The following is a 17,330-nucleotide window of genomic DNA, read 5'->3' on the forward strand; positions in this document are numbered from 1 at the left end:
GAGCGAACCATGAGCACTGAACTGCAAGCCGGCGCGCCGGACCCGTCCGCGGCCCCGCATCTCGACCACCGCGCCTTTGACGCGCTGGCCATGCGCGAGGTCGACGATGCCACCATCGACGGCGCCATCGCCGCGGCCGGCGATGCCCTGGTGTGCGTGTTCTTCTGGGGTGTGGACTGCTTCAACTGCGAAATGGCCAAGAAGGCCATGCTCGCCAATCCCGGGCCGCTCCGGGCGCTGGAACTGCACTGGCTGCATGCCAACGTCTACGCGCATCCGCAGCTGGGACGGCGGTTCGGCCTGCACGGCATTCCGGTGTTCATGTTTTTCCAGAACGGCAAGAAGCTCGGCCGGGCCACCGGCTGGCACGGCCACGGGCAGTTTGCCGCAGCCGTGGCCAATGCGCGCCTGAAGGCCAGCGGCAAGCCGCTGGCGGGCTAACGCAGCCGGCGTCTCATTGCATCAGCGCGTCAGCGCGTAGCCGATGCGGAACTGCCAGGGCAGCTTGTGGTTGTAGTCGAGCAGGCTCTCGCCATAGCCGACGAAATATCCCGCCATCAGGTACCCGGCGGTGCCGGGGATCAGCCGCGCCATCGGGTAGGTGAGCTGCGCGTCGACGCTGCCGTACCACTTGCGCGTGCCCTTGCGCAGCGTCGCCGAGAATTCCCATGAGTCCGGCCGCCCATAGGCGATGCCCAGGTCCATGAAGCCGCGGTAGTGGGCGATGTCCGGGTTGTCGGCCTTTTCCACATAGGCGTAGAGCTTGGGCGCGACGCGCCAGTGCCAGTCGTTCTGGTCGCCGAAATAGAAGGTCGGCTTGACGAATACCGTATTGATGCTGCGCGACTCCACGCCGTTGCGGCCGTTGGATTCATGCTCCAGGCCGGCGGCCAGCGACAGCCGGCTGATCACGTTGTTGTGCACGCCCGTATCCGACAGGTAGTAGAACAGGCTCGGCCGGTAGTTGGTGTCGCGGAACGGCGCCGAATCTTCGCTCAGGTCCCACAACGAGAACTGGGTGTAGCTGAAGTAGAGGTTGTCGAACAGGCGCTTCGAGGCAGGATCCTCGCCCTCGAAGATGCGGTACTTGAAGCTGAACTGGAATTTTGCGTTGGCGCCGCCGTTCGCACCGACCATGAAGTACATCGGGTCGTGGAACGACAGCCGGGCGCTGTCGCGCAGGTCGGCCGGGGCAGGGGCCGTGGTCCCGGCCGTGGTGATCCCCGTGACCGGCACGGGCGCACTGTCGGCGGATTCGGCACTGTCCGCAGCGGCCGGCGCTTGGCTGGCCACCGGCGGCGTCGGCGTGGCCGCCTCGCCAGGTTGCGGCAGCCGGTTCAGCGTGACCAGCACCGGCGCGGCGTCGATGCCGGTGGCATCGAGCCGCACCTGGCCACGCAGCACCGGCGGCAGCGCCACCGTGTAGCGGATGGCGCGATGCTCGCCGCGGCGCAGGTTGACGACGGCGGGGCCGGAGACTTCGCGCCACAGCACCAGGCGCACCGGCGCCTGCATCTCGCCGGATGCGGTCACTTCGAGCGTGTCGGGAATACGGTAGCGACGCGTGGTAGTGTCGGCAGACACCACCAGGGTCAGCGTCAGGGGCTGGTTGCCGTCGATCACGCGCGGAGGCTGCAGCAGCGCCACGCCGGCATGGCCGGCCAGCGGCCAGGCCAGCATCAGCGACAGGCAGAGCGGGGCAACGGCGCGGCTGACTGGCGCCAGCCGCGGCCGCAAGGAAAATGCAGTAGGGGGCATGAAGATGCGCGACGTTGCCGGGTGATGGCAACGCAACTAGGGAAAACTCGGAGCCCAAAGCCTACCACGCACGCCCGCCACGGCTTGTTAGGAATTGTACGCTGCACTTTTTGCGCGTACTGGCGGGGCGCTGTCAGCGGTTGGCGCGGCGCCTGACGCAGTCGACGTAGTGGTCGCCGTCCGGCGGCTGGCCGGTGCGCTGCGCCTGCCACAGCATCTCGCCCAGGCATTCCATCACCTGGTGCTGGGCATCGTGCGGGGAATCGAGCCGGCGCGCCAGCGCCTCGTAAGCCTGGCGGATGCCGCGGGGCTGGTCGACCGAGACCTGCTCGGAAATCGACAGGTGCATCGCCAGGTGCAGGAAGGGATTGGTCTGGCCTTGCTCGGGGGTGTAGTCCTGCGCCAGCGCGCCTTCGGTGTCGCGCAGCAGGTCCTGGTACTCCGGGTGCTCGCCGATCCAGTCGACGGCAATGGCTTCCAGCGGGGTCAGCACGCCGCCTGCGATCTGCTTCTGCCAGGCATCGCAGAAGAACCGGCGGACTTCTTCTCGGGAGGGATTGAACATGGTGGCGCCATTGTAAACGACGGGGGCTGCCCTTGCCGGCCGCCGCTTGCCGCGATGGCGCCCAAGTAGAATGCGGGATCGCCGACTTCCCGCCGCCTGCCCGATGACCGCTTCCGCCCCCACCGCCCCGACCGACGCCCGCGACAAGCTGGCCGGCGTGCTGCTGATCGCGGTCTCGGCCAGCGCCTTTGGTGCCATGGCGATCTTCGCGCGGTTCGCCTATGCCGCCGGCGCGGACGTGTACGGCCTGCTGCTGGTGCGTTTCCTGCTGGCCGCCGCGGCGCTGGCGTGGGTGATGCGCACGCGCGGCATCGCGCTGCCGCCGTGGCGCCGCGTACTGGCGCTGGCGGCGATGGGGGGCATAGGCTACGTCGGCCAGTCGTTCTGCTTCTTCAGCGCGCTCAACCACGCGCAGGCGAGCCTGGTGGCACTGCTGCTGTACCTGTACCCGCTGTTCGTCACCATCCTGGCAGCGGTTTTCCTGAAGGAGCGGCTGACCACCGCGGCGGTGGTGGCACTGGTGCTGTGCTCGGTCGGCGCCGGGCTGACGGTCGGCGGCGGCGCCGGCTCGCCGCTGGGAATCGCGCTGGGGCTGGCGGCGGCGGTGATCTACTCCGTCTACATCATCGTCGGCGCGCGCCTGACCGCCGGCGTCAACCCGATCGCCACCACCACGGTGATCTGCACCGCGGCGGCGCTGGTCTACGGCGCCGTCGGCCTGCTGCGCGCCGGCGCGGGCACGCCGCCGCAGTTCCCGGCCGATGCCGGCGGCTGGCTGGCGCTGGCGGGCATCGCGCTGCTGTCGACAGTGCTGGCGATCCTGACGTTCTTTGCGGGTTTGCAGCGGCTGGGCGCGGCACAGGCGTCGATGCTGTCGACGCTGGAGCCGGTGGTCACCGTGGCGCTGGCGGCCTTGCTGCTGGGCGAGCAGATCGGCCCGGCGCAGGCAGTGGGCGGTGGCCTGATCCTGGCGGGCGTGCTGTGGCTGACCCGCCGCGGCAGCGCGCCCGCCCCGGCGCGCGCCGACATGCAAGGGAATTGAACGGGTTGCTCAAAGGCGCTGTCGTGGCGCACGCCGGCGCTTGGGTACAATCGCGCCTTCTCTTACCTCCCGTACAGAAAGGACGCGCATGTCCCAGATCGACCACGCCGCGCTGGCGCAACTGTTCACCGAAGCCCGCACCCATAACGTGTGGCAGGACCGCCATGTGGACGACGCCGTGCTGCACCAGATCTATGAAGCGATGAAGTTCGGCCCGACCGCGGCCAACAGCAGCCCCGCGCGCATCGTATTCGTCAAGAGCGCCGCCGAGAAGGCGCGCCTGGTGGACTGCGTCTCCGCCGGCAACGTCGACAAGACGCGCTCGGCGCCGGTGACCGCCATCATCGCCTTCGACACCGCCTTCCACGACCAGCTGCCCAAGCTGTTCCCGCATGCCGATGCCCGCTCGTGGTACGCCGGCAACGACGAGAAGATTGCCCGCGACGCGCTGATGAACAGCTCGCTGCAGGGTGGCTACTTTATCCTCGCGGCGCGCGCGTTCGGCCTGGACTGCGGCCCGATGGGCGGCTTCGATGCCGACAAGGTCAATGCGGCGTTCTTCCCCGATGGCAAGTGGAAGGTCAACTTCCTGTGCAATCTGGGCTATGGGGTGGCGGACAAGCTGTATCCGCGGGGGCCGCGGCTGTCGTTTGATGAAGCTTGCCGGGTTGTTTGAACGGGGCTGGCTACTGGTAGATGAGCGACCCGGGGTGGTCGCTTTTTTTTGGGCGTTCCTGGGGGGGTCTGGGTTCGTTCGTTTGTTCGTCGTGCTTGGCGAGTGCCGCTGTTTCGCCGGCGTAGCCGGCGACCTCCTTTCTGTCCGAGCGACAGAAAGGAGGCAAAGAGCGCGTCGCCTGGGCGGCTGGCCAAGGCGGCGTTGGTGGTTCTGGCGGTGGTGACTCGCGGTCGTGCTGGTGGTGGTTCGACCCTGCTGACGCTACCGGGAGGTGCCTGGCGTTCGGGGTCGGATGGACGAACCCGACTTTAGGTCGGTGGCAGCCTGCTTATCACGTTATTGGTGGGACGCCTTCGGCTGCGCTGCGCGCGCTCCCTATCTCAGGTCTATTGCTCGGGCACGGAGTGCGTCGCTGCGCTCGCACGGCGCTGTCACGGGCGAGCCCAAAGGATATTTCCTCTCCGCTTGTTTGGTCCCCTCGCCCGCTTGCGGGAGAGGGGCGGGGGAGAGGGCCGGCGCATCGACGAAGTCAACGCATCAATCCGCGGGAATCTGCATCATCCCCCGCAATTCAACTTTTCAGGTCAGCAGCGCGAGCGCTCACGCGGTCCATTCCTGCATCGGGTTGCAGGCCAGGTAGCGGCGCGCCTCGCCGATCCCCAGCCGTTGGCGCGCTGCGTCGATCGGTTCGTGCAGCAGCTTTTCGTAATCCTCGCCCAGCAGCCAGCGGGCGCGGCGGCCCAGCCGGTAGCCCTCCAGCACGGCGCGTGCGAAGGCGAGGTTGCCGGTGACGCGCAGGCTCTTCAGCGACGCGGCGATGGCGATGAGGGCCCAGCCCTTGCCGCCGGTCTGCGCATAGCTGAACGCGACCAGCGCGGCTTCGCCGAGGCTTTCGTCGGCGCGGTAGCCGGTGAGCACATGCCAGATATCGTGGATGTCGCGCGTGCGCCGGCCGAACCACAGGTAGGCGTCCTCGAGCACCGGCTCCTGGTCGAGGTTCGACACCTTGGCCAGCCCGTCCGCGCTGTATCCGGTCTGTTCCAGGAACGCGCGATAGGCCGCGCCGACCGTGCCCGGCGCGAACCCGGCCACGTAAGCCGGATCGGACAAGCGTTCGGCCAGCTCGATGCGCTGGTAGACCATGCGGCGCCCGTCGTGCGTGGCCAGCAGGCGGCGGAAGTTGCGCGGCATCGACGGGCCGTTGAGCGCGCGCATGATGCGGAACACCTGCTCGGTGTCGTTGCCGTCCGCCATCAGCTTGCGCACTGCGCGGAACGCGGCGAAGAGATCTTGCTTGTAGGGGTTCGAACCCGTCGTGGTGGCCATGGGCGCTCTCCTGGGATCAAGCGAACTGTGCCGCCCGCGGCGCGGTGCCCTGCATCCGCGCCGCGGCGGTGCGCACGAAATCGACACTAGTGGCGATAGCGGTCACCGGCAGCATGTGGCCGCCGCTGACCAGGGTCAGCGTGGCGCCCGGCACCTTGGCCACCAGCGCCTCGCCATGCTCGGCGAAGTCGAGGATGCGGTCCTCGCGGCCGTACAGCACGCTCACGGGCACGCGCAGGGCGCCGTAGTCGCGCAGCAGGTCCGGCAGGCTGCGGGCGGCGCCGAGCAGGTCTTCGGAGGCCGCCAGGAAGTGGCGCGGGCGCAAGGCCAGCAGGCCGCCGCCGCGGGTCGGGAAGTCGTCCGGCACCGGGTCGGGGCCGAACACGATGTCCATGACTTCGGCGCGATGGCGGATCGACATCGGCACCACCAGGGTCCAGGCCATCAGCCGGCGCTGCCACGCGCGCGGCACGGCCATGGCCTTGAACACCGGCGAGATCGTAGTGGGCGGGTGAGTCAGCGGCGCGATCAGCGCCAGTCCGCCGACGCGCTCCGAATGGCGGATCGCCAGCGCCAGCGCGATGGCGCCGCCCAGCGAATGGCCCACCACCAGCGGACGTTCCAGGCCCAGCTTGTCGCACAGCGCGGCGAGCGCGTCGGCCTGCGCGGGCAGGTCGGCGGGGCTGCCTGGCATGCGCGTGGAATGGCCGGCGCCGGGGCGGTCGACGGCGACGACGCGGAAGCTCTCTGCCAGCGGCGCGATCATGCCGTAGCCGAAGTTCTCGAGCTGGCCCGACAGGCCATGCACCAGCAGCAGCGCCGGGCCTTGCCCGCGCTCCACCACATGCAGCCGCGCGCCGGGCACGTCGACAAAGCGGCCCGACGGCGGCATCGCCGCTTCGATGCGGCGGGCGGTACGCCAGGTGTACAGCCATAGCGCGGCGCCGGACAGCAGGATCAGGGCCGTCAACACGGCCAGGCTGGCCAGGATGACCGTCATGGCTGCACCTCGCTGGCGGCCACCGCCGTGTTGCCCCCCGTGGCGTCCTGGTGGCTGCGCGGCCCCCGCGGCGCCGGCACGGCGGCCGGCGGGGCGCCGAACTGGAGTACGCCATCGGCGATGCGGCCATGCCGGATCGTCAGCAGGTCCTTCAGGTAGTTCTGGTGCACGCGCCACGGCTTGCGGTCGCCCTGCCGTGGCAGCACGCCCGCGGCACGCTGCACATAGCCCGAGGTGAAATCCAGAAACGGCGTGGGCTGCACCGCGGCGGGCGCGCGCGGCACGGCGATGCGGTGGCCGTGGCGGTCCATGTGGCGCAGCAGGCGGCACACGTACTCGGCCGTCAGGTCCGCCTTGAGCGTCCACGAGGCGTTGGTGTAGCCGAAGGCCAGCACCAGGTTGGGCACGTCGCTGAGCATCATGCCCTTGTAGGCCAGGCAATCGGCGGGGCGGCGCGGCTGGCCGTCGACGGTGAGCGCCATGTCGCCCAGCATGTTCAGCTTGAGCCCGGTGGCCGTCACCACGATATCCGCGTCCAGCGACTTGCCGCTGGCGAGCTCGATGCCGTTTTCGGTGAAGCGTTTGATGGTGTCGGTGACCACCGAGGCGCGGCCCTCGCGCAGGGCGCGGAACAGGTCGCCGTCGGGTACCAGGCACAGGCGCTGGTCCCAGGGGTTGTAGCGCGGCGTGAAATGCGTCGCCACGTCGAAGCCCGCCGGCAACTGCGCCGCGGCCATGCCGACCAGGCGTGCCTTGACGCGTTCCGGCCGGCGCCGCGCCAGCTGGAAGAAGGTCATGCCGAGCAGCACGTTCTTCCAGCGCGTGGCGGTGTAGGCCAGCCGTTCGGGCAGCACGCGGCGCAGGGTGCGCGCGATGGCGTCCTCGCCTGGGCGCGTCACGATATACGTGGGCGAGCGCTGCAGCATGGTCACGTGCGCCGCGCTGGCGGCCATCGCCGGCACCAGCGTGACCGCGGTGGCGCCGCTGCCGATCACCACCACGCGCTTGCCGGCGTAGTCGAGCGACTCGTCCCAGAACTGCGGGTGCACGATGCGGCCGCGAAAGCGGTCCTCGCCGTCGAACGCGGGACGGTGGCCCTCGGCATAGCTGTAGTAGCCGGCGCACACATAGAGCAGGCGTGCGCGCAATCGCAGCCGGCTGCCGTCAGTGCTGCGTTCGGCTTCGACGGTCCAGCAAGCGTCGGCGCTGTCCCACGCCGCGCCGACCACGCGGTGGCCGAAGCGGATATGGCGCGTGATGCCGGTTTCTTCAGCGGTCTCGCGGATATAGGCGCGGATCGAGGGGCCGTCGGCGATCGCCCTGGCGCCGCGCCAGGGCTTGAAGCGGTAGCCCAGCGTGTACATGTCCGAATCCGAGCGGATGCCCGGGTAGCGGAACAGGTCCCAGGTGCCGCCGATGGCGTCGCGCGCCTCGAGGATGGCGTAGCGCTTGCCCGGACAGCGCCGTTGCAGCTGGCGCGCTGCACCGATGCCGGACAGGCCGGCGCCGACGATCAGCACATCGAGAACTGCGTCATCGGAACTGGCTTCACGCATGGGAGGCATCCGGTCGAGTGACACTTCTGACAACATAGGTTGTCAGAAGCGATCCCGCAAGTTTTCTGACAATAGGGAATGTCATAATGGCGCGCATGACCCCCGAGCTGACTCCCGCGCGCCGCTATCGCGGCGCCGAAGCCGAAGAGCGCCGCGCTCAGCGCCGCGCGCAACTGATCGCCGCGGCCGTGCAGGTCTATGGCGAGCGCGGTTACCAGAACGCCACGGTCAAGGCCGTGTGCGAGGCCGCTGGCCTGACCGAACGCTATTTCTACGAGTCATTCACCAACAGCGAGGCCTTGCTGCTGGCATCGTTTCAAACGGTGACCCATCGCCTGCTGCACACCTTGGCGCAGGCGGGCGAGGCGGCCGGCAACGACGGCCCGCAACGGGCGCTGGCGATGCTGCGGGCCTATTTCGGCGCACTGCAGCGCGAACCGCGTTCGGCGCGGGTGTTTCTGGTAGAGATCCGCGGTGTCAGCAAGCTGGTCGACGGCGCGCTGGCCGACTCGCTGGACGAGTTTGGCGGCCTGCTCGCGCAAGCGCTGCTGCCGCCAGGGCGCCAGCATGACCCGCTGCTGACGGCAGGCGTGGCGGGCGGGGTGGTCCATCTTGCCGTGCGCTGGATCCGCCACGGTTACACCCCCGATGTCGACGTCGTGGCGCGCACCGCGTTGCAGCTGGCGATGGTGCTGGCGCACGAGCCCGGGGAGGTAGCGGCTACAGCTGCGGTGCCGGGGTTTTCTCCCTGAACTCGCACAGCGGTTCGATGGCGCAATGCCAGCATTCCGGCTTGCGCGCCTTGCACACGTAGCGCCCGTGCAGGATCAGCCAGTGATGGGCGTCGTGCAGGAATTCATGCGGTACGCACTTGAGCAGCTTCTGCTCGACGATGTCGACGTTCTTGCCCGGCGCCAGGCCGGTGCGGTTCGAGACGCGGAAGATATGCGTGTCGACCGCGATGGTGGGCTGGCCGAACGCGGTGTTGAGCACCACGTTGGCGGTCTTGCGGCCCACGCCCGGCAGCGCTTCCAGCGCTTCGCGCTGCGCCGGCACCTTGCCGCCATGGCGCTCGACCAGGATGCGGCAGGTCTCGATCACATGCTTGGCCTTGGTCTTGTAGAGGCCGATGGTCTTGATGTATTCGCTCAGGCCAGCTTCGCCCAGCTCCAGCATCTGCCGCGGGGTATGCGCGACCGGGAACAGCCGGCGCGTGGCCTTGTTCACGCCAACGTCGGTGGCCTGCGCCGACAGCAGCACGGCGATCAGCAGCTCGAACGGCGAGCTGTACTCCAGTTCGGTGGCCGGGGCCGGGTTGACTTCGCGCAGTGTCTCGAAGATGGCACGGCACTTGGCAGCGTTCATGGTTCTTGTTTCCGGTCGGTAGCCGGGTCCTGGCCAGTATTGGGATCGTCCTGCCCCGGCGTCAGCCCGGCGCGCGCGCGCCGCGCATCGGCGGCGTCGATCTGGGCCTGCACCGCGGCCGACACGTTCTCGGTATTGCGCGGCCGCGCGGCCTGCTGCTTCTGCCGCGCCCGTTCGATCGCGGCCTGGATGATGGCGCGCTTGCGTTCCTGCGCGGCGCGCTCGGCATCGTTCTCGGGCGCTTCGGCCTGAACCGCGGCAAGCTTGGCGGCGGCCTTGGCGGCGAGGCGTGCGTCGTTTTCTTCGCGCTCGCGCACCAGCCGCGCCGTGCGCGCCAGGTAGCGTGCCTGCGCGGCATCGGCCTGCGCCTGCGACCACGCGTCCCAGCCGGTGCGCGTGCCGGTAACCGGCACCATGTCGATGCAGTCGACCGGGCAGGGCGGCACGCACAGGTCGCAGCCGGTGCACAGGTCGGGGATCACGGTATGCATCTGCTTGGCGGCGCCGGCGATGGCGTCGACCGGGCAGGCCTGGATGCAGAGCGTGCAGCCGATGCACAGGCTCTCGTCGATGCGGGCGACGGCGCGCGGCTGCTCGGTGCCGCGTTCGGGATCGAGCGGCAGGGGCTCGGTGCCCAGCAACGCGGCCAGGCGCTCGATACCTTGCGCGCCGCCCGGCGGGCAACGGTTGCAGGCGGCCTCGCCGCTGGCCATGGCTTCGGCGTAGGGGCGGCAGCCGCTGAAGCCGCACTTGGTGCACTGGGTCTGTGGCAGCAGCGCCTCGATACGGTCGGCGAGGGACTTGACGGCGGGATTCACGACAACGGACAGCAATCTAGGGGACAAGAGCGGATCAAAAAGCCGCGCCAGCGCGGCGCCGGCCACCGGCAGAGCGCCAAATTTGCGCGGTGCTGTGAGCGGTTGGCGACATAACGGCGGCCCTTACGGGGCGGACAATGTGCTGGCGGCCCCGGCGGCACCGGAGTCTCTGCGGACCCTGCGGTTTTCGCGCCGCAAGGATTATCCCCGATTTCGCCGGCGGACAGAAACGGCGATGATGCGCGTCGCGCGGCCGGATTGCCGCATTCCGGCCTGTGCCATAATCCGCGCAACGATCAACCACACTCCATGTCAACAGAGCCCAAGACCAAACGCGACCCGGAAGGGACGCGCCGACGCATCCTCGCTGCGGCCACCGAGGAATTCGCCAAGGGTGGTCTGGCCGGCGCCCGCGTCGACCAGATTGCCCGGCGCGCGGAGACCAACGAGCGCATGCTGTATTACTACTACGGCAGCAAGGAGGGCCTGTTCCTGGCGGTGCTGGAGAAGCAATACGCTAACTTCCGCGCCGCCGAAGAGCAATTGCACCTGGTCGACGAAGACCCGGTCGAGGGCGTACGCACGCTGGCCCGCTTCGTCTGGGACTGGTACTACGAGCATCCCGAGTTCATCCGCCTCGTCAACAGCGAAAACCTGCACGAGGCACGGCACCTGAAGAAATCCGCGCAGCTGCAGCAGTTGATCAATCCGGTGGTCGACGTGCTCGCCGACGTGATCCGGCGCGGCCAGCAGCAGGGACTGTTCCGCGACCAGATCGACGTGCCGCAGTTCTACCTGACCATTTCCGCGCTCGGCTACTACGTGCTGTCGAACCGTTACACCATCAGCGCCGTGATCGGCCGCGACGTGGCATCGCAGCAGGAGCACGAGCGCTTTGCCGAACTGCACACGGACATGCTGCTGAGCTACCTGAAGAAGCCATGAGCCGCCGGCAACGCTGCCCAGACAGAAACGCCCGCTTGCGCGGGCGTTTGTCTTTTACTTGCTGGCCACGGCCGCCGGGGCCTGGTGGTATTTGCGGATAAAGTCGCGCAGCTGCGGGTAGATGTCCTCGCGCCAGCGCCGGCCCGAGAAGATCCCGTAGTGGCCGCAACGCACGGCATTGAGGTGCTGCTTGCGGTTTTTCGGGATGCCGGCGCACAGGTCGTGCGCCGCGGCGGTCTGGCCCGCGCCGGAGATGTCGTCCAGCTCGCCCTCGATCGTCATCAGCGCCGTGCTCTTGATGTCCTGCGGACGCACCGGCTTGCCGTCGATCTCCCAGGTGCCGTTGGCCAGGCGGAATTCCTGGAACACCTCGCGGATGGTGTCCAGGTAGTACTCGGCGGCCATGTCGAGCACCGCGTTGTACTCGTCGTAGAAGCGCACGTGCGCCTCGGCGTCGTCGGCATCGCCCTCGACCAGGCTCAGGTAGTAGTCATAGTGCGAGGACAGGTGCCGGTCCGGGTTCATCGCGACAAAGCCGGCGTGCTGCAGGAAGCCCGGGTAGACGCGGCGGCCGTGGCCGGGATAGTTGGCCGGCACGGTGTAGATGACGTTGTTCTCGAACCACTCGTAGGACTTGTTGGTCGCCAGCGAGTTGACCGCGGTCGGGCTTTTGCGCGCATCGATCGGGCCGCCCATCATGGTCATGGTGCGCGGCGTCTTCTCGCCGGCGGACGCCATCAGCGAAATGGCGGCCAGCACCGGCACCGTGGGCTGGCATACCGAGATCACATGCAGGTTCTCGGCGCCGATATGACGGATGAATTCCTGGATGTAGTAGATGTAGTCCGACAGGTGGAAGGCGCCTTCCTCGACCGGCACCATGCGGGCGTCGATCCAGTCGGTGACGTAGACCTTGTGGTCCTGCAGCAGCGTGCGCACGGTGTCGCGCAGCAGCGTGGCATGGTGGCCCGACAGCGGCGCGGCCACCAGCACCACGGGCTCGTCCTTGAGCAGCTTGATGGTCTCGGGATCGTCGGCATAGCGCTTGAAGCGCAGCAGCTTGCAGAAGGGCTTTTCCAGCACGGTCTGCTCGACGATGGGAATGTCGCGCCCGTTGGAGCGCACCGAGCGGATGTCGAACGCCGGTTTTTCGTATTCCTTGCCGAGCCGGTACAGCAGTTCGTAGCCGGCGGCCAGGCGCGGAGCGCCAGGTACCAGCGACATCGGGCTGAGGGGATTGGTGAAGGTCTTGGCGGTCGCCTGGGCCCACGCGGTCAGCGGGTGCAGGATCGAGCGCTGGAACTCATGCAGTTGATAGAGCATGCCGTTTCTGCCTGGTCTTACTGAGAATGCGTACCACCAAGTAACAATGTACTGACAATACACCATGGATCGTGTGGCGCCGATTATGCCTGAATCGAACGACCGTGCTAACGATCTTGCTTTGCAGCATATACCTTAAAGTACTTCCGTATGCGTGGAACACAATAAGGCATTGGCCTGATTTTTCGGTGACAACGTCCTACAACTTCGCAAACAAATGCAAAAAGCGGCCGAAGCCGCTTTTTTTCTTATGTTTTGTGATGCCTACGCCAGTTGCCGTCCGTTGCGGCGCGGCAACTCATCGTGGCGTTACATCACGGCCGCGATCGCGTCGACCACCGCATCGATGTTGCGGCTGTTCAGCGCCGCCACGCAGATGCGGCCGGTGCTGACGGCGTAGATGCCGTGCTCGTTGCGCAGGCGGTCCACCTGGGCCGAGGTCAGGCCCGAATACGAGAACATGCCGCGCTGGGCCTTGACGAAGGAGAAGTCGCCCGGCACGCCCTTGGCGGCCAGCTTGTCCACCAGCGCGTGGCGCATCAGCTTGATGCGGTCGCGCATTTCGGCCAGTTCTTCTTCCCACATGGCGCGCAGTTCCGGGCTGTTCAGCACGGTCGCGACCACGGTGCCGCCGTGGGTCGGCGGGTTGGAATAGTTGGTGCGGATCACGCGCTTGACCTGCGACATCACGCGTTGCGATTCTTCCTTGCTGGTGGTGACGATGGACAGCGCGCCGACGCGCTCGCCATACAGCGAGAAGCTCTTCGAGAACGAGCTCGACACGAAGAACGGCAGGCCCGAGTCGGCGAACAGGCGCACCGCGGCGCCATCGGCGTCGATGCCGTCGGCGAAGCCCTGGTAGGCCATGTCGAGGAACGGGATCAGGTTGCGTTCCTTGACCAGGTCCACCACCTGCTTCCACTGCTCGGGCGACAGGTCGACGCCGGTCGGGTTGTGGCAGCAGGCGTGCAGCACGACGATGGTGTTGGCCGGGAACGACTGCAGCGATGCCACCATGCCGGCGAAGTTCAGGCCGTGGCTGGGGGCGTCGTAGTAGGCGTAGTTGACCACCGGGAAGCCGGCGGATTCGAACAGGGCGCGGTGGTTTTCCCAGCTCGGGTCGCTGATGGCGACCTTGGCGTCCGGGTACAGGCGCTTCAGGAAGTCGGCGCCGATCTTCAGTGCGCCGGTGCCGCCAAGTGCCTGGGCCGTCACCACGCGGCCTTCCGTGATCAGCGGCGATTCCTTGCCGAACAGCAGCGTCTGCACCGCCTGGTCATAGGCGGCGATGCCTTCGATCGGCAGGTAGCCACGCGGGGTGGCGGTGGTCAGACGGGCTTTTTCTGCCTCCTGGACGGCGCGCAGCAGCGGGATTTTCCCTTCGTCGGTGAAGTACACGCCGACGCCCAGGTTGACCTTGGTCGGGCGGGTGTCGGCATTGAAGGCTTCGTTGAGGCCCAGGATCGGGTCGCGCGGGGCCATCTCGACGGCAGAAAACAAACTCATTTGGAATCTCGTGGTCGGCTATGTGAAAAACGGAAGGCGTAGAATGCTCCGTACTGCGCTGGAGGCTGGCAGGCCCGGCCGCGCTCTTCTTGGCTTGAAGCGGGGGCTGACAACCCCAAGATTCTAGCGTAATCCGCCCGTTTTCCTCAGGTATTTCCCTAGTCACGCCCCTATGACGAACCTTGCCGAAGCCGCGCCGGCCCTGGACGAAGACAAATTCGTCACATTTCCGGATTCCCCGTTCCAGCTGTACCAGCCGTTCCCGCCCGCCGGCGACCAGCCGGAAGCGATCCGGCAGCTGGTGGAGGGGGTGGAAGACGGCCTGTCGTACCAGACCCTGCTGGGCGTGACGGGTTCGGGCAAGACCTTCACCATGGCCAACGTGATCGCCCGCCTCGGGCGCCCGGCCATCGTGTTCGCACCCAACAAGACGCTGGCGGCGCAGCTCTACGCCGAATTCCGCGAGTTCTTCCCGCGCAATGCGGTGGAGTACTTCGTCAGCTACTACGACTACTACCAGCCCGAGGCTTACGTTCCGCAACGCGACCTGTTTATCGAGAAGGACTCGTCGATCAACGAGCATATCGAGCAGATGCGGCTGTCGGCGACCAAGAGCCTGCTGGAGCGCCGCGACACCGTCATCGTGGCGACCGTGTCGGCGATCTATGGCATCGGCAACCCGACCGAATACCACCAGATGATCCTGACGCTGCGGGCCGGCGACAAGATCAGCCAGCGTGACGTGATCGCGCGCCTGATCGCGATGCAGTACACCCGCAACGAAACCGACTTCCAGCGCGGCACCTTTCGCGTGCGCGGCGACACCATCGACATCTTCCCGGCGGAACACGCCGAGATGGCGGTGCGGCTGGAGATGTTCGACGACGAAGTCGAGTCGCTGCATTTCTTCGACCCGCTCACGGGACGGGTGCGGCAGAAGATCCCGCGCTTCACGGTCTACCCGTCGAGCCACTACGTGACCCCGCGTGAAACGGTGCTGCGCGCGATCGAGGCGATCAAGGCCGAACTGCGCGAGCGTCTCGAGTTCTTCCACAAGGAAAACCGCCTGGTGGAAGCGCAGCGGCTGGAGCAGCGCACCCGCTTCGACCTCGAGATGCTGTCGGAGCTGGGCTTCTGCAAGGGCATCGAGAACTATTCGCGGCACCTCTCCGGCGCGCGTCCCGGTGATCCGCCGCCGACGCTGGTCGACTACCTGCCGCCCGACGCACTGATGTTCCTGGACGAGTCGCACGTGCTGATCGGGCAGCTCAACGGCATGTACAACGGCGACCGCGCGCGCAAGACCACGCTGGTGGAATACGGCTTCCGGCTGCCGTCGGCGCTGGACAACCGGCCGCTGAAGTTCGACGAGTTCGAGCGCAAGATGCGCCAGGTGATGTTCGTCACGGCCACGCCGGCACAGTTCGAACAGGAGCACGCCGGCCAGGTGGTGGAGCAGGTGGTCCGCCCGACCGGGCTGGTCGATCCGATCATCATGGTCCGCCCCGCGACCACGCAGGTGGATGACCTGCTGTCCGAGATCCATGCCAGGGTCGAGGCCGGCGAGCGCGTGCTGGTGACCACGCTGACCAAGCGCATGGCCGAGCAGCTGACCGAGTTCCTGACCGAGAACGGCGTCAAGGTGCGCTACCTGCACTCGGATATCGATACCGTCGAGCGCGTCGAGATCATCCGCGACCTGCGCCTGGGTACCTTCGACGTGCTGGTGGGCATCAACCTGCTGCGCGAGGGGCTGGACATTCCCGAGGTATCGCTGGTGGCGATCCTCGATGCGGACAAGGAAGGCTTCCTGCGGGCCGAGCGCTCGCTGATCCAGACCATCGGCCGCGCCGCGCGCAACGTCAACGGCACCGCGATCCTGTACGCGGACCGCATGACCGACTCGATGAAGAAGGCCATCGACGAGACCGAGCGCCGCCGCGCGAAACAGATCGCCTTCAACGAAGCCAACGGCATCACGCCGCGCGGCGTGGTCAAGCGCATCAAGGACATCATCGACGGCGTCTACAACGCCAGCGACGCCAAGGCCGAGCTACAGGCCGCGCAGGAGCAGGCCCGTTATGAGGACATGAGCGAGAAGCAGGTGTCCAGGGAAATCAAGCGGCTGGAGAAGCTCATGCTTGACCATGCCCGCAATCTGGAGTTCGAGCAGGCCGCGCAGGTGCGCGACCAGCTGGCCAAGCTGAAGGCGCAGGTGTTCGGCGCCAGCGGCGAGGGCGCGCTGCCGCCTGCCTGATACGCCGCAACGCCGGGCGCGCTTCGCCTATAGTGAAATCCTCGGCGGCACTGGCAGGAAGGGCCGGGCAGCGACGGGCCAGGCCAGGGACGACCCGGAAGGAGGCACGATGGAACGCCAGTTCGAGTATGGCGGCTACGCAGTGGTCGTCACCGCGGTTCCGAATACCACCGGCGGCTTTGCCGCGCAGATGCGCATCGCCGACGCCTTCGGCGAGCCGACCGGCCCGAGCTTCGAGGCCATCGCCGGCGACGCGCCCACCCCCGAAGCTGCCATTGCCCTGGCGGAGGCCGGCGCCATGCGCGCGATCGACGCGGGCGAGGTCAGCTAGCCCGCCAGCCGGGACCCCCATTTCCCGTGGAGAACCACAATGACCGACATCGGCGAATGGAAGAAGAAGGTCTATGAAACCCACGAAGTGCAAGTGCAGGTCAGGCAGCGCTCGCAGAGCGAATGGTCGTACACCGTGCGCGTCTGCCGTCCCGGCACCAACATCCGGGCCGCGGGCACGCTGACCGAGACCTCGCTCATTACCGACCACTACAAGTCGGCCGAGGCGGCGCTGGTGGCCGGGTTTGCGCACGGCGAGCGCCTGGCCAAGCAGCTCGCCTAGCGACCGGCGGCGGCAAGCGGGGAGGCGGCAAGGCGCCGCAGGTAGAATCGCGCCTGCCGTGCCATCTTGCCAAGCCTTGATCCGATGAAGCCATACGCCATCCTGATGTGTTGCATGGGGAATATCTGCCGTTCCCCCACGGCGGAGGGCGTGCTGCGCGCCAAGCTCGATGCCGCCGGACTGGCGGCGCTGGTTGAGCTGGATTCGGCGGGCACGCACGAATATCATCTCGGCCGCGCGCCCGATCCCCGTACCCAGCGCCATGCGCTGCAGCGCGGCTATGACCTGTCCGCGCTGCGCGCGCGCAAGGTCGGCGTGCCGGACTTCGACCGCTTCGACCTGATCCTGGCGATGGACCGCGAGAACCTTGCCGGCCTGCTGCGGCTGCGCCCGGATGCCGGCGACAAGGTGCGGCTGCTGATGAGCTTCGCCACCCGCCACGACGCCGACGAGGTGCCGGACCCGTATTACGGCGAAGGCGATGGCTTCGAGCGCGTGCTCGACTACATCGAAGATGCCTGCGACGGCCTGGTGGCCGAACTGCGCCAGCGCCTGCAGCCTCCGGCCGGCTGATCCAGCC

Annotated in this window: 18 protein-coding genes; 9 read left to right on the forward strand and 9 right to left on the reverse strand. The window is 67.5% G+C overall.

The annotated features are described in order from the left end of the window. The first annotated feature begins 9 nt into the window (after nt 1–9). On the forward strand, nt 10–441 hold the full coding sequence (locus RALTA_RS05335; RefSeq protein ID WP_012352412.1) for a thioredoxin family protein: 432 nt from the start codon (nt 10–12) through the stop codon (nt 439–441). A gap of 21 nt (nt 442–462) precedes the next feature. On the opposite strand, the gene RALTA_RS05340 is transcribed toward RALTA_RS05335, so the two are convergent. Together RALTA_RS05340 and RALTA_RS05345 are read right to left on the reverse strand one after the other, a co-directional pair. Next, the gene (locus tag RALTA_RS05340; RefSeq protein ID WP_025582317.1) at nt 463–1,758 is read right to left on the reverse strand and encodes a phospholipase A; all 1,296 of its coding nucleotides are present in this window, start codon (nt 1,756–1,758) and stop codon (nt 463–465) included. Nucleotides 1,759–1,891: 133 nt separating this feature from the next. Then, nucleotides 1,892–2,323, reverse strand: a complete 432-nt coding sequence (locus tag RALTA_RS05345; RefSeq protein ID WP_012352414.1) for a DUF1841 family protein — start codon at nt 2,321–2,323, stop codon at nt 1,892–1,894. Nucleotides 2,324–2,426: 103 nt separating this feature from the next. On the opposite strand from RALTA_RS05345, the gene RALTA_RS05350 reads away from it, so the two are divergent. Both RALTA_RS05350 and RALTA_RS05355 read left to right on the forward strand, forming a co-directional pair. After that, the gene (locus tag RALTA_RS05350; RefSeq protein WP_041232100.1) at nt 2,427–3,365 is read left to right on the forward strand and encodes a DMT family transporter; all 939 of its coding nucleotides are present in this window, start codon (nt 2,427–2,429) and stop codon (nt 3,363–3,365) included. Between the two features lie 88 nt (nt 3,366–3,453). Then, on the forward strand, nt 3,454–4,041 hold the full coding sequence (locus tag RALTA_RS05355) for a malonic semialdehyde reductase (protein WP_012352416.1): 588 nt from the start codon (nt 3,454–3,456) through the stop codon (nt 4,039–4,041). Nucleotides 4,042–4,641: 600 nt separating this feature from the next. Here the strand turns inward: RALTA_RS05355 and RALTA_RS05360 are convergent. From RALTA_RS05360 to RALTA_RS05370, 3 genes are read right to left on the reverse strand one after another with little or no spacing between them, the layout of a single operon-like run. Then, complete coding sequence (locus RALTA_RS05360; protein ID WP_012352417.1) at nt 4,642–5,367, reverse strand: Coq4 family protein; 726 nt, start codon at nt 5,365–5,367, stop codon at nt 4,642–4,644. A 16-nt stretch (nt 5,368–5,383) separates the two neighbouring features. Next, complete coding sequence (locus tag RALTA_RS05365) at nt 5,384–6,367, reverse strand: alpha/beta fold hydrolase (RefSeq protein ID WP_012352418.1); 984 nt, start codon at nt 6,365–6,367, stop codon at nt 5,384–5,386. Beyond that, complete coding sequence (locus tag RALTA_RS05370; protein ID WP_012352419.1) at nt 6,364–7,923, reverse strand: flavin-containing monooxygenase; 1,560 nt, start codon at nt 7,921–7,923, stop codon at nt 6,364–6,366. Before RALTA_RS05370 ends, RALTA_RS05365 begins: the two co-directional genes overlap by 4 nt. Nucleotides 7,924–8,009: 86 nt before the next feature. Between RALTA_RS05370 and RALTA_RS05375 the strand changes: the two genes are divergently transcribed. Then, nucleotides 8,010–8,675 carry a TetR/AcrR family transcriptional regulator gene (locus tag RALTA_RS05375; RefSeq protein WP_012352420.1) on the forward strand — a complete coding sequence of 222 codons (666 nt, stop codon included), beginning with the start codon at nt 8,010–8,012 and terminating at the stop codon, nt 8,673–8,675. Here the strand turns inward: RALTA_RS05375 and nth are convergent. Further along, complete coding sequence (nth, locus tag RALTA_RS05380; protein WP_012352421.1) at nt 8,644–9,288, reverse strand: endonuclease III; 645 nt, start codon at nt 9,286–9,288, stop codon at nt 8,644–8,646. The two genes, RALTA_RS05375 and nth, sit on opposite strands and share 32 nt — an antisense overlap. Next, entirely contained in the window at nt 9,285–10,106 is an 822-nt protein-coding gene (rsxB, locus tag RALTA_RS05385) for an electron transport complex subunit RsxB (protein WP_012352422.1), read from the reverse strand. Before rsxB ends, nth begins: the two co-directional genes overlap by 4 nt. 309 nt (nt 10,107–10,415) lie before the next feature. Here rsxB and RALTA_RS05390 point away from each other — a divergent pair, with 309 nt between their 5' ends. Next, nucleotides 10,416–11,051 (forward strand): TetR family transcriptional regulator, encoded by a 636-nt coding sequence (locus RALTA_RS05390; protein ID WP_012352423.1) that lies wholly within the window; start codon nt 10,416–10,418, stop codon nt 11,049–11,051. A gap of 54 nt (nt 11,052–11,105) precedes the next feature. On the opposite strand, the gene RALTA_RS05395 is transcribed toward RALTA_RS05390, so the two are convergent. Together RALTA_RS05395 and RALTA_RS05400 are read right to left on the reverse strand one after the other, a co-directional pair. Beyond that, entirely contained in the window at nt 11,106–12,374 is a 1,269-nt protein-coding gene (locus RALTA_RS05395) for a polyhydroxyalkanoate depolymerase (RefSeq protein ID WP_012352424.1), read from the reverse strand. Between the two features lie 309 nt (nt 12,375–12,683). Further along, nucleotides 12,684–13,880 (reverse strand): amino acid aminotransferase, encoded by a 1,197-nt coding sequence (locus RALTA_RS05400; protein WP_012352425.1) that lies wholly within the window; start codon nt 13,878–13,880, stop codon nt 12,684–12,686. A gap of 172 nt (nt 13,881–14,052) precedes the next feature. On the opposite strand from RALTA_RS05400, the gene uvrB reads away from it, so the two are divergent. The 4 genes from uvrB (at nt 14,053) to RALTA_RS05420 (ending at nt 17,323) form a co-directional block, all read left to right on the forward strand. Continuing rightward, a complete protein-coding gene (gene uvrB / locus RALTA_RS05405; protein ID WP_012352426.1) occupies nt 14,053–16,137 on the forward strand; it encodes an excinuclease ABC subunit UvrB in 2,085 nt (694 codons plus the stop codon). A gap of 109 nt (nt 16,138–16,246) precedes the next feature. Further along, nucleotides 16,247–16,468, forward strand: a complete 222-nt coding sequence (locus RALTA_RS05410; RefSeq protein WP_012352427.1) for a hypothetical protein — start codon at nt 16,247–16,249, stop codon at nt 16,466–16,468. A gap of 39 nt (nt 16,469–16,507) precedes the next feature. Further along, nucleotides 16,508–16,750: a hypothetical protein gene (locus RALTA_RS05415; RefSeq protein WP_012352428.1), complete on the forward strand. Its 243-nt coding sequence runs from the start codon at nt 16,508–16,510 to the stop codon at nt 16,748–16,750. A gap of 84 nt (nt 16,751–16,834) precedes the next feature. Further along, nucleotides 16,835–17,323 (forward strand): low molecular weight protein-tyrosine-phosphatase, encoded by a 489-nt coding sequence (locus RALTA_RS05420; protein ID WP_012352429.1) that lies wholly within the window; start codon nt 16,835–16,837, stop codon nt 17,321–17,323. The last annotated feature ends 7 nt before the right edge of the window (nt 17,324–17,330 follow it).

This window comes from Cupriavidus taiwanensis LMG 19424 (assembly GCF_000069785.1).
In the GTDB taxonomy this organism is placed as follows: Bacteria; Pseudomonadota; Gammaproteobacteria; order Burkholderiales; family Burkholderiaceae; genus Cupriavidus; species Cupriavidus taiwanensis.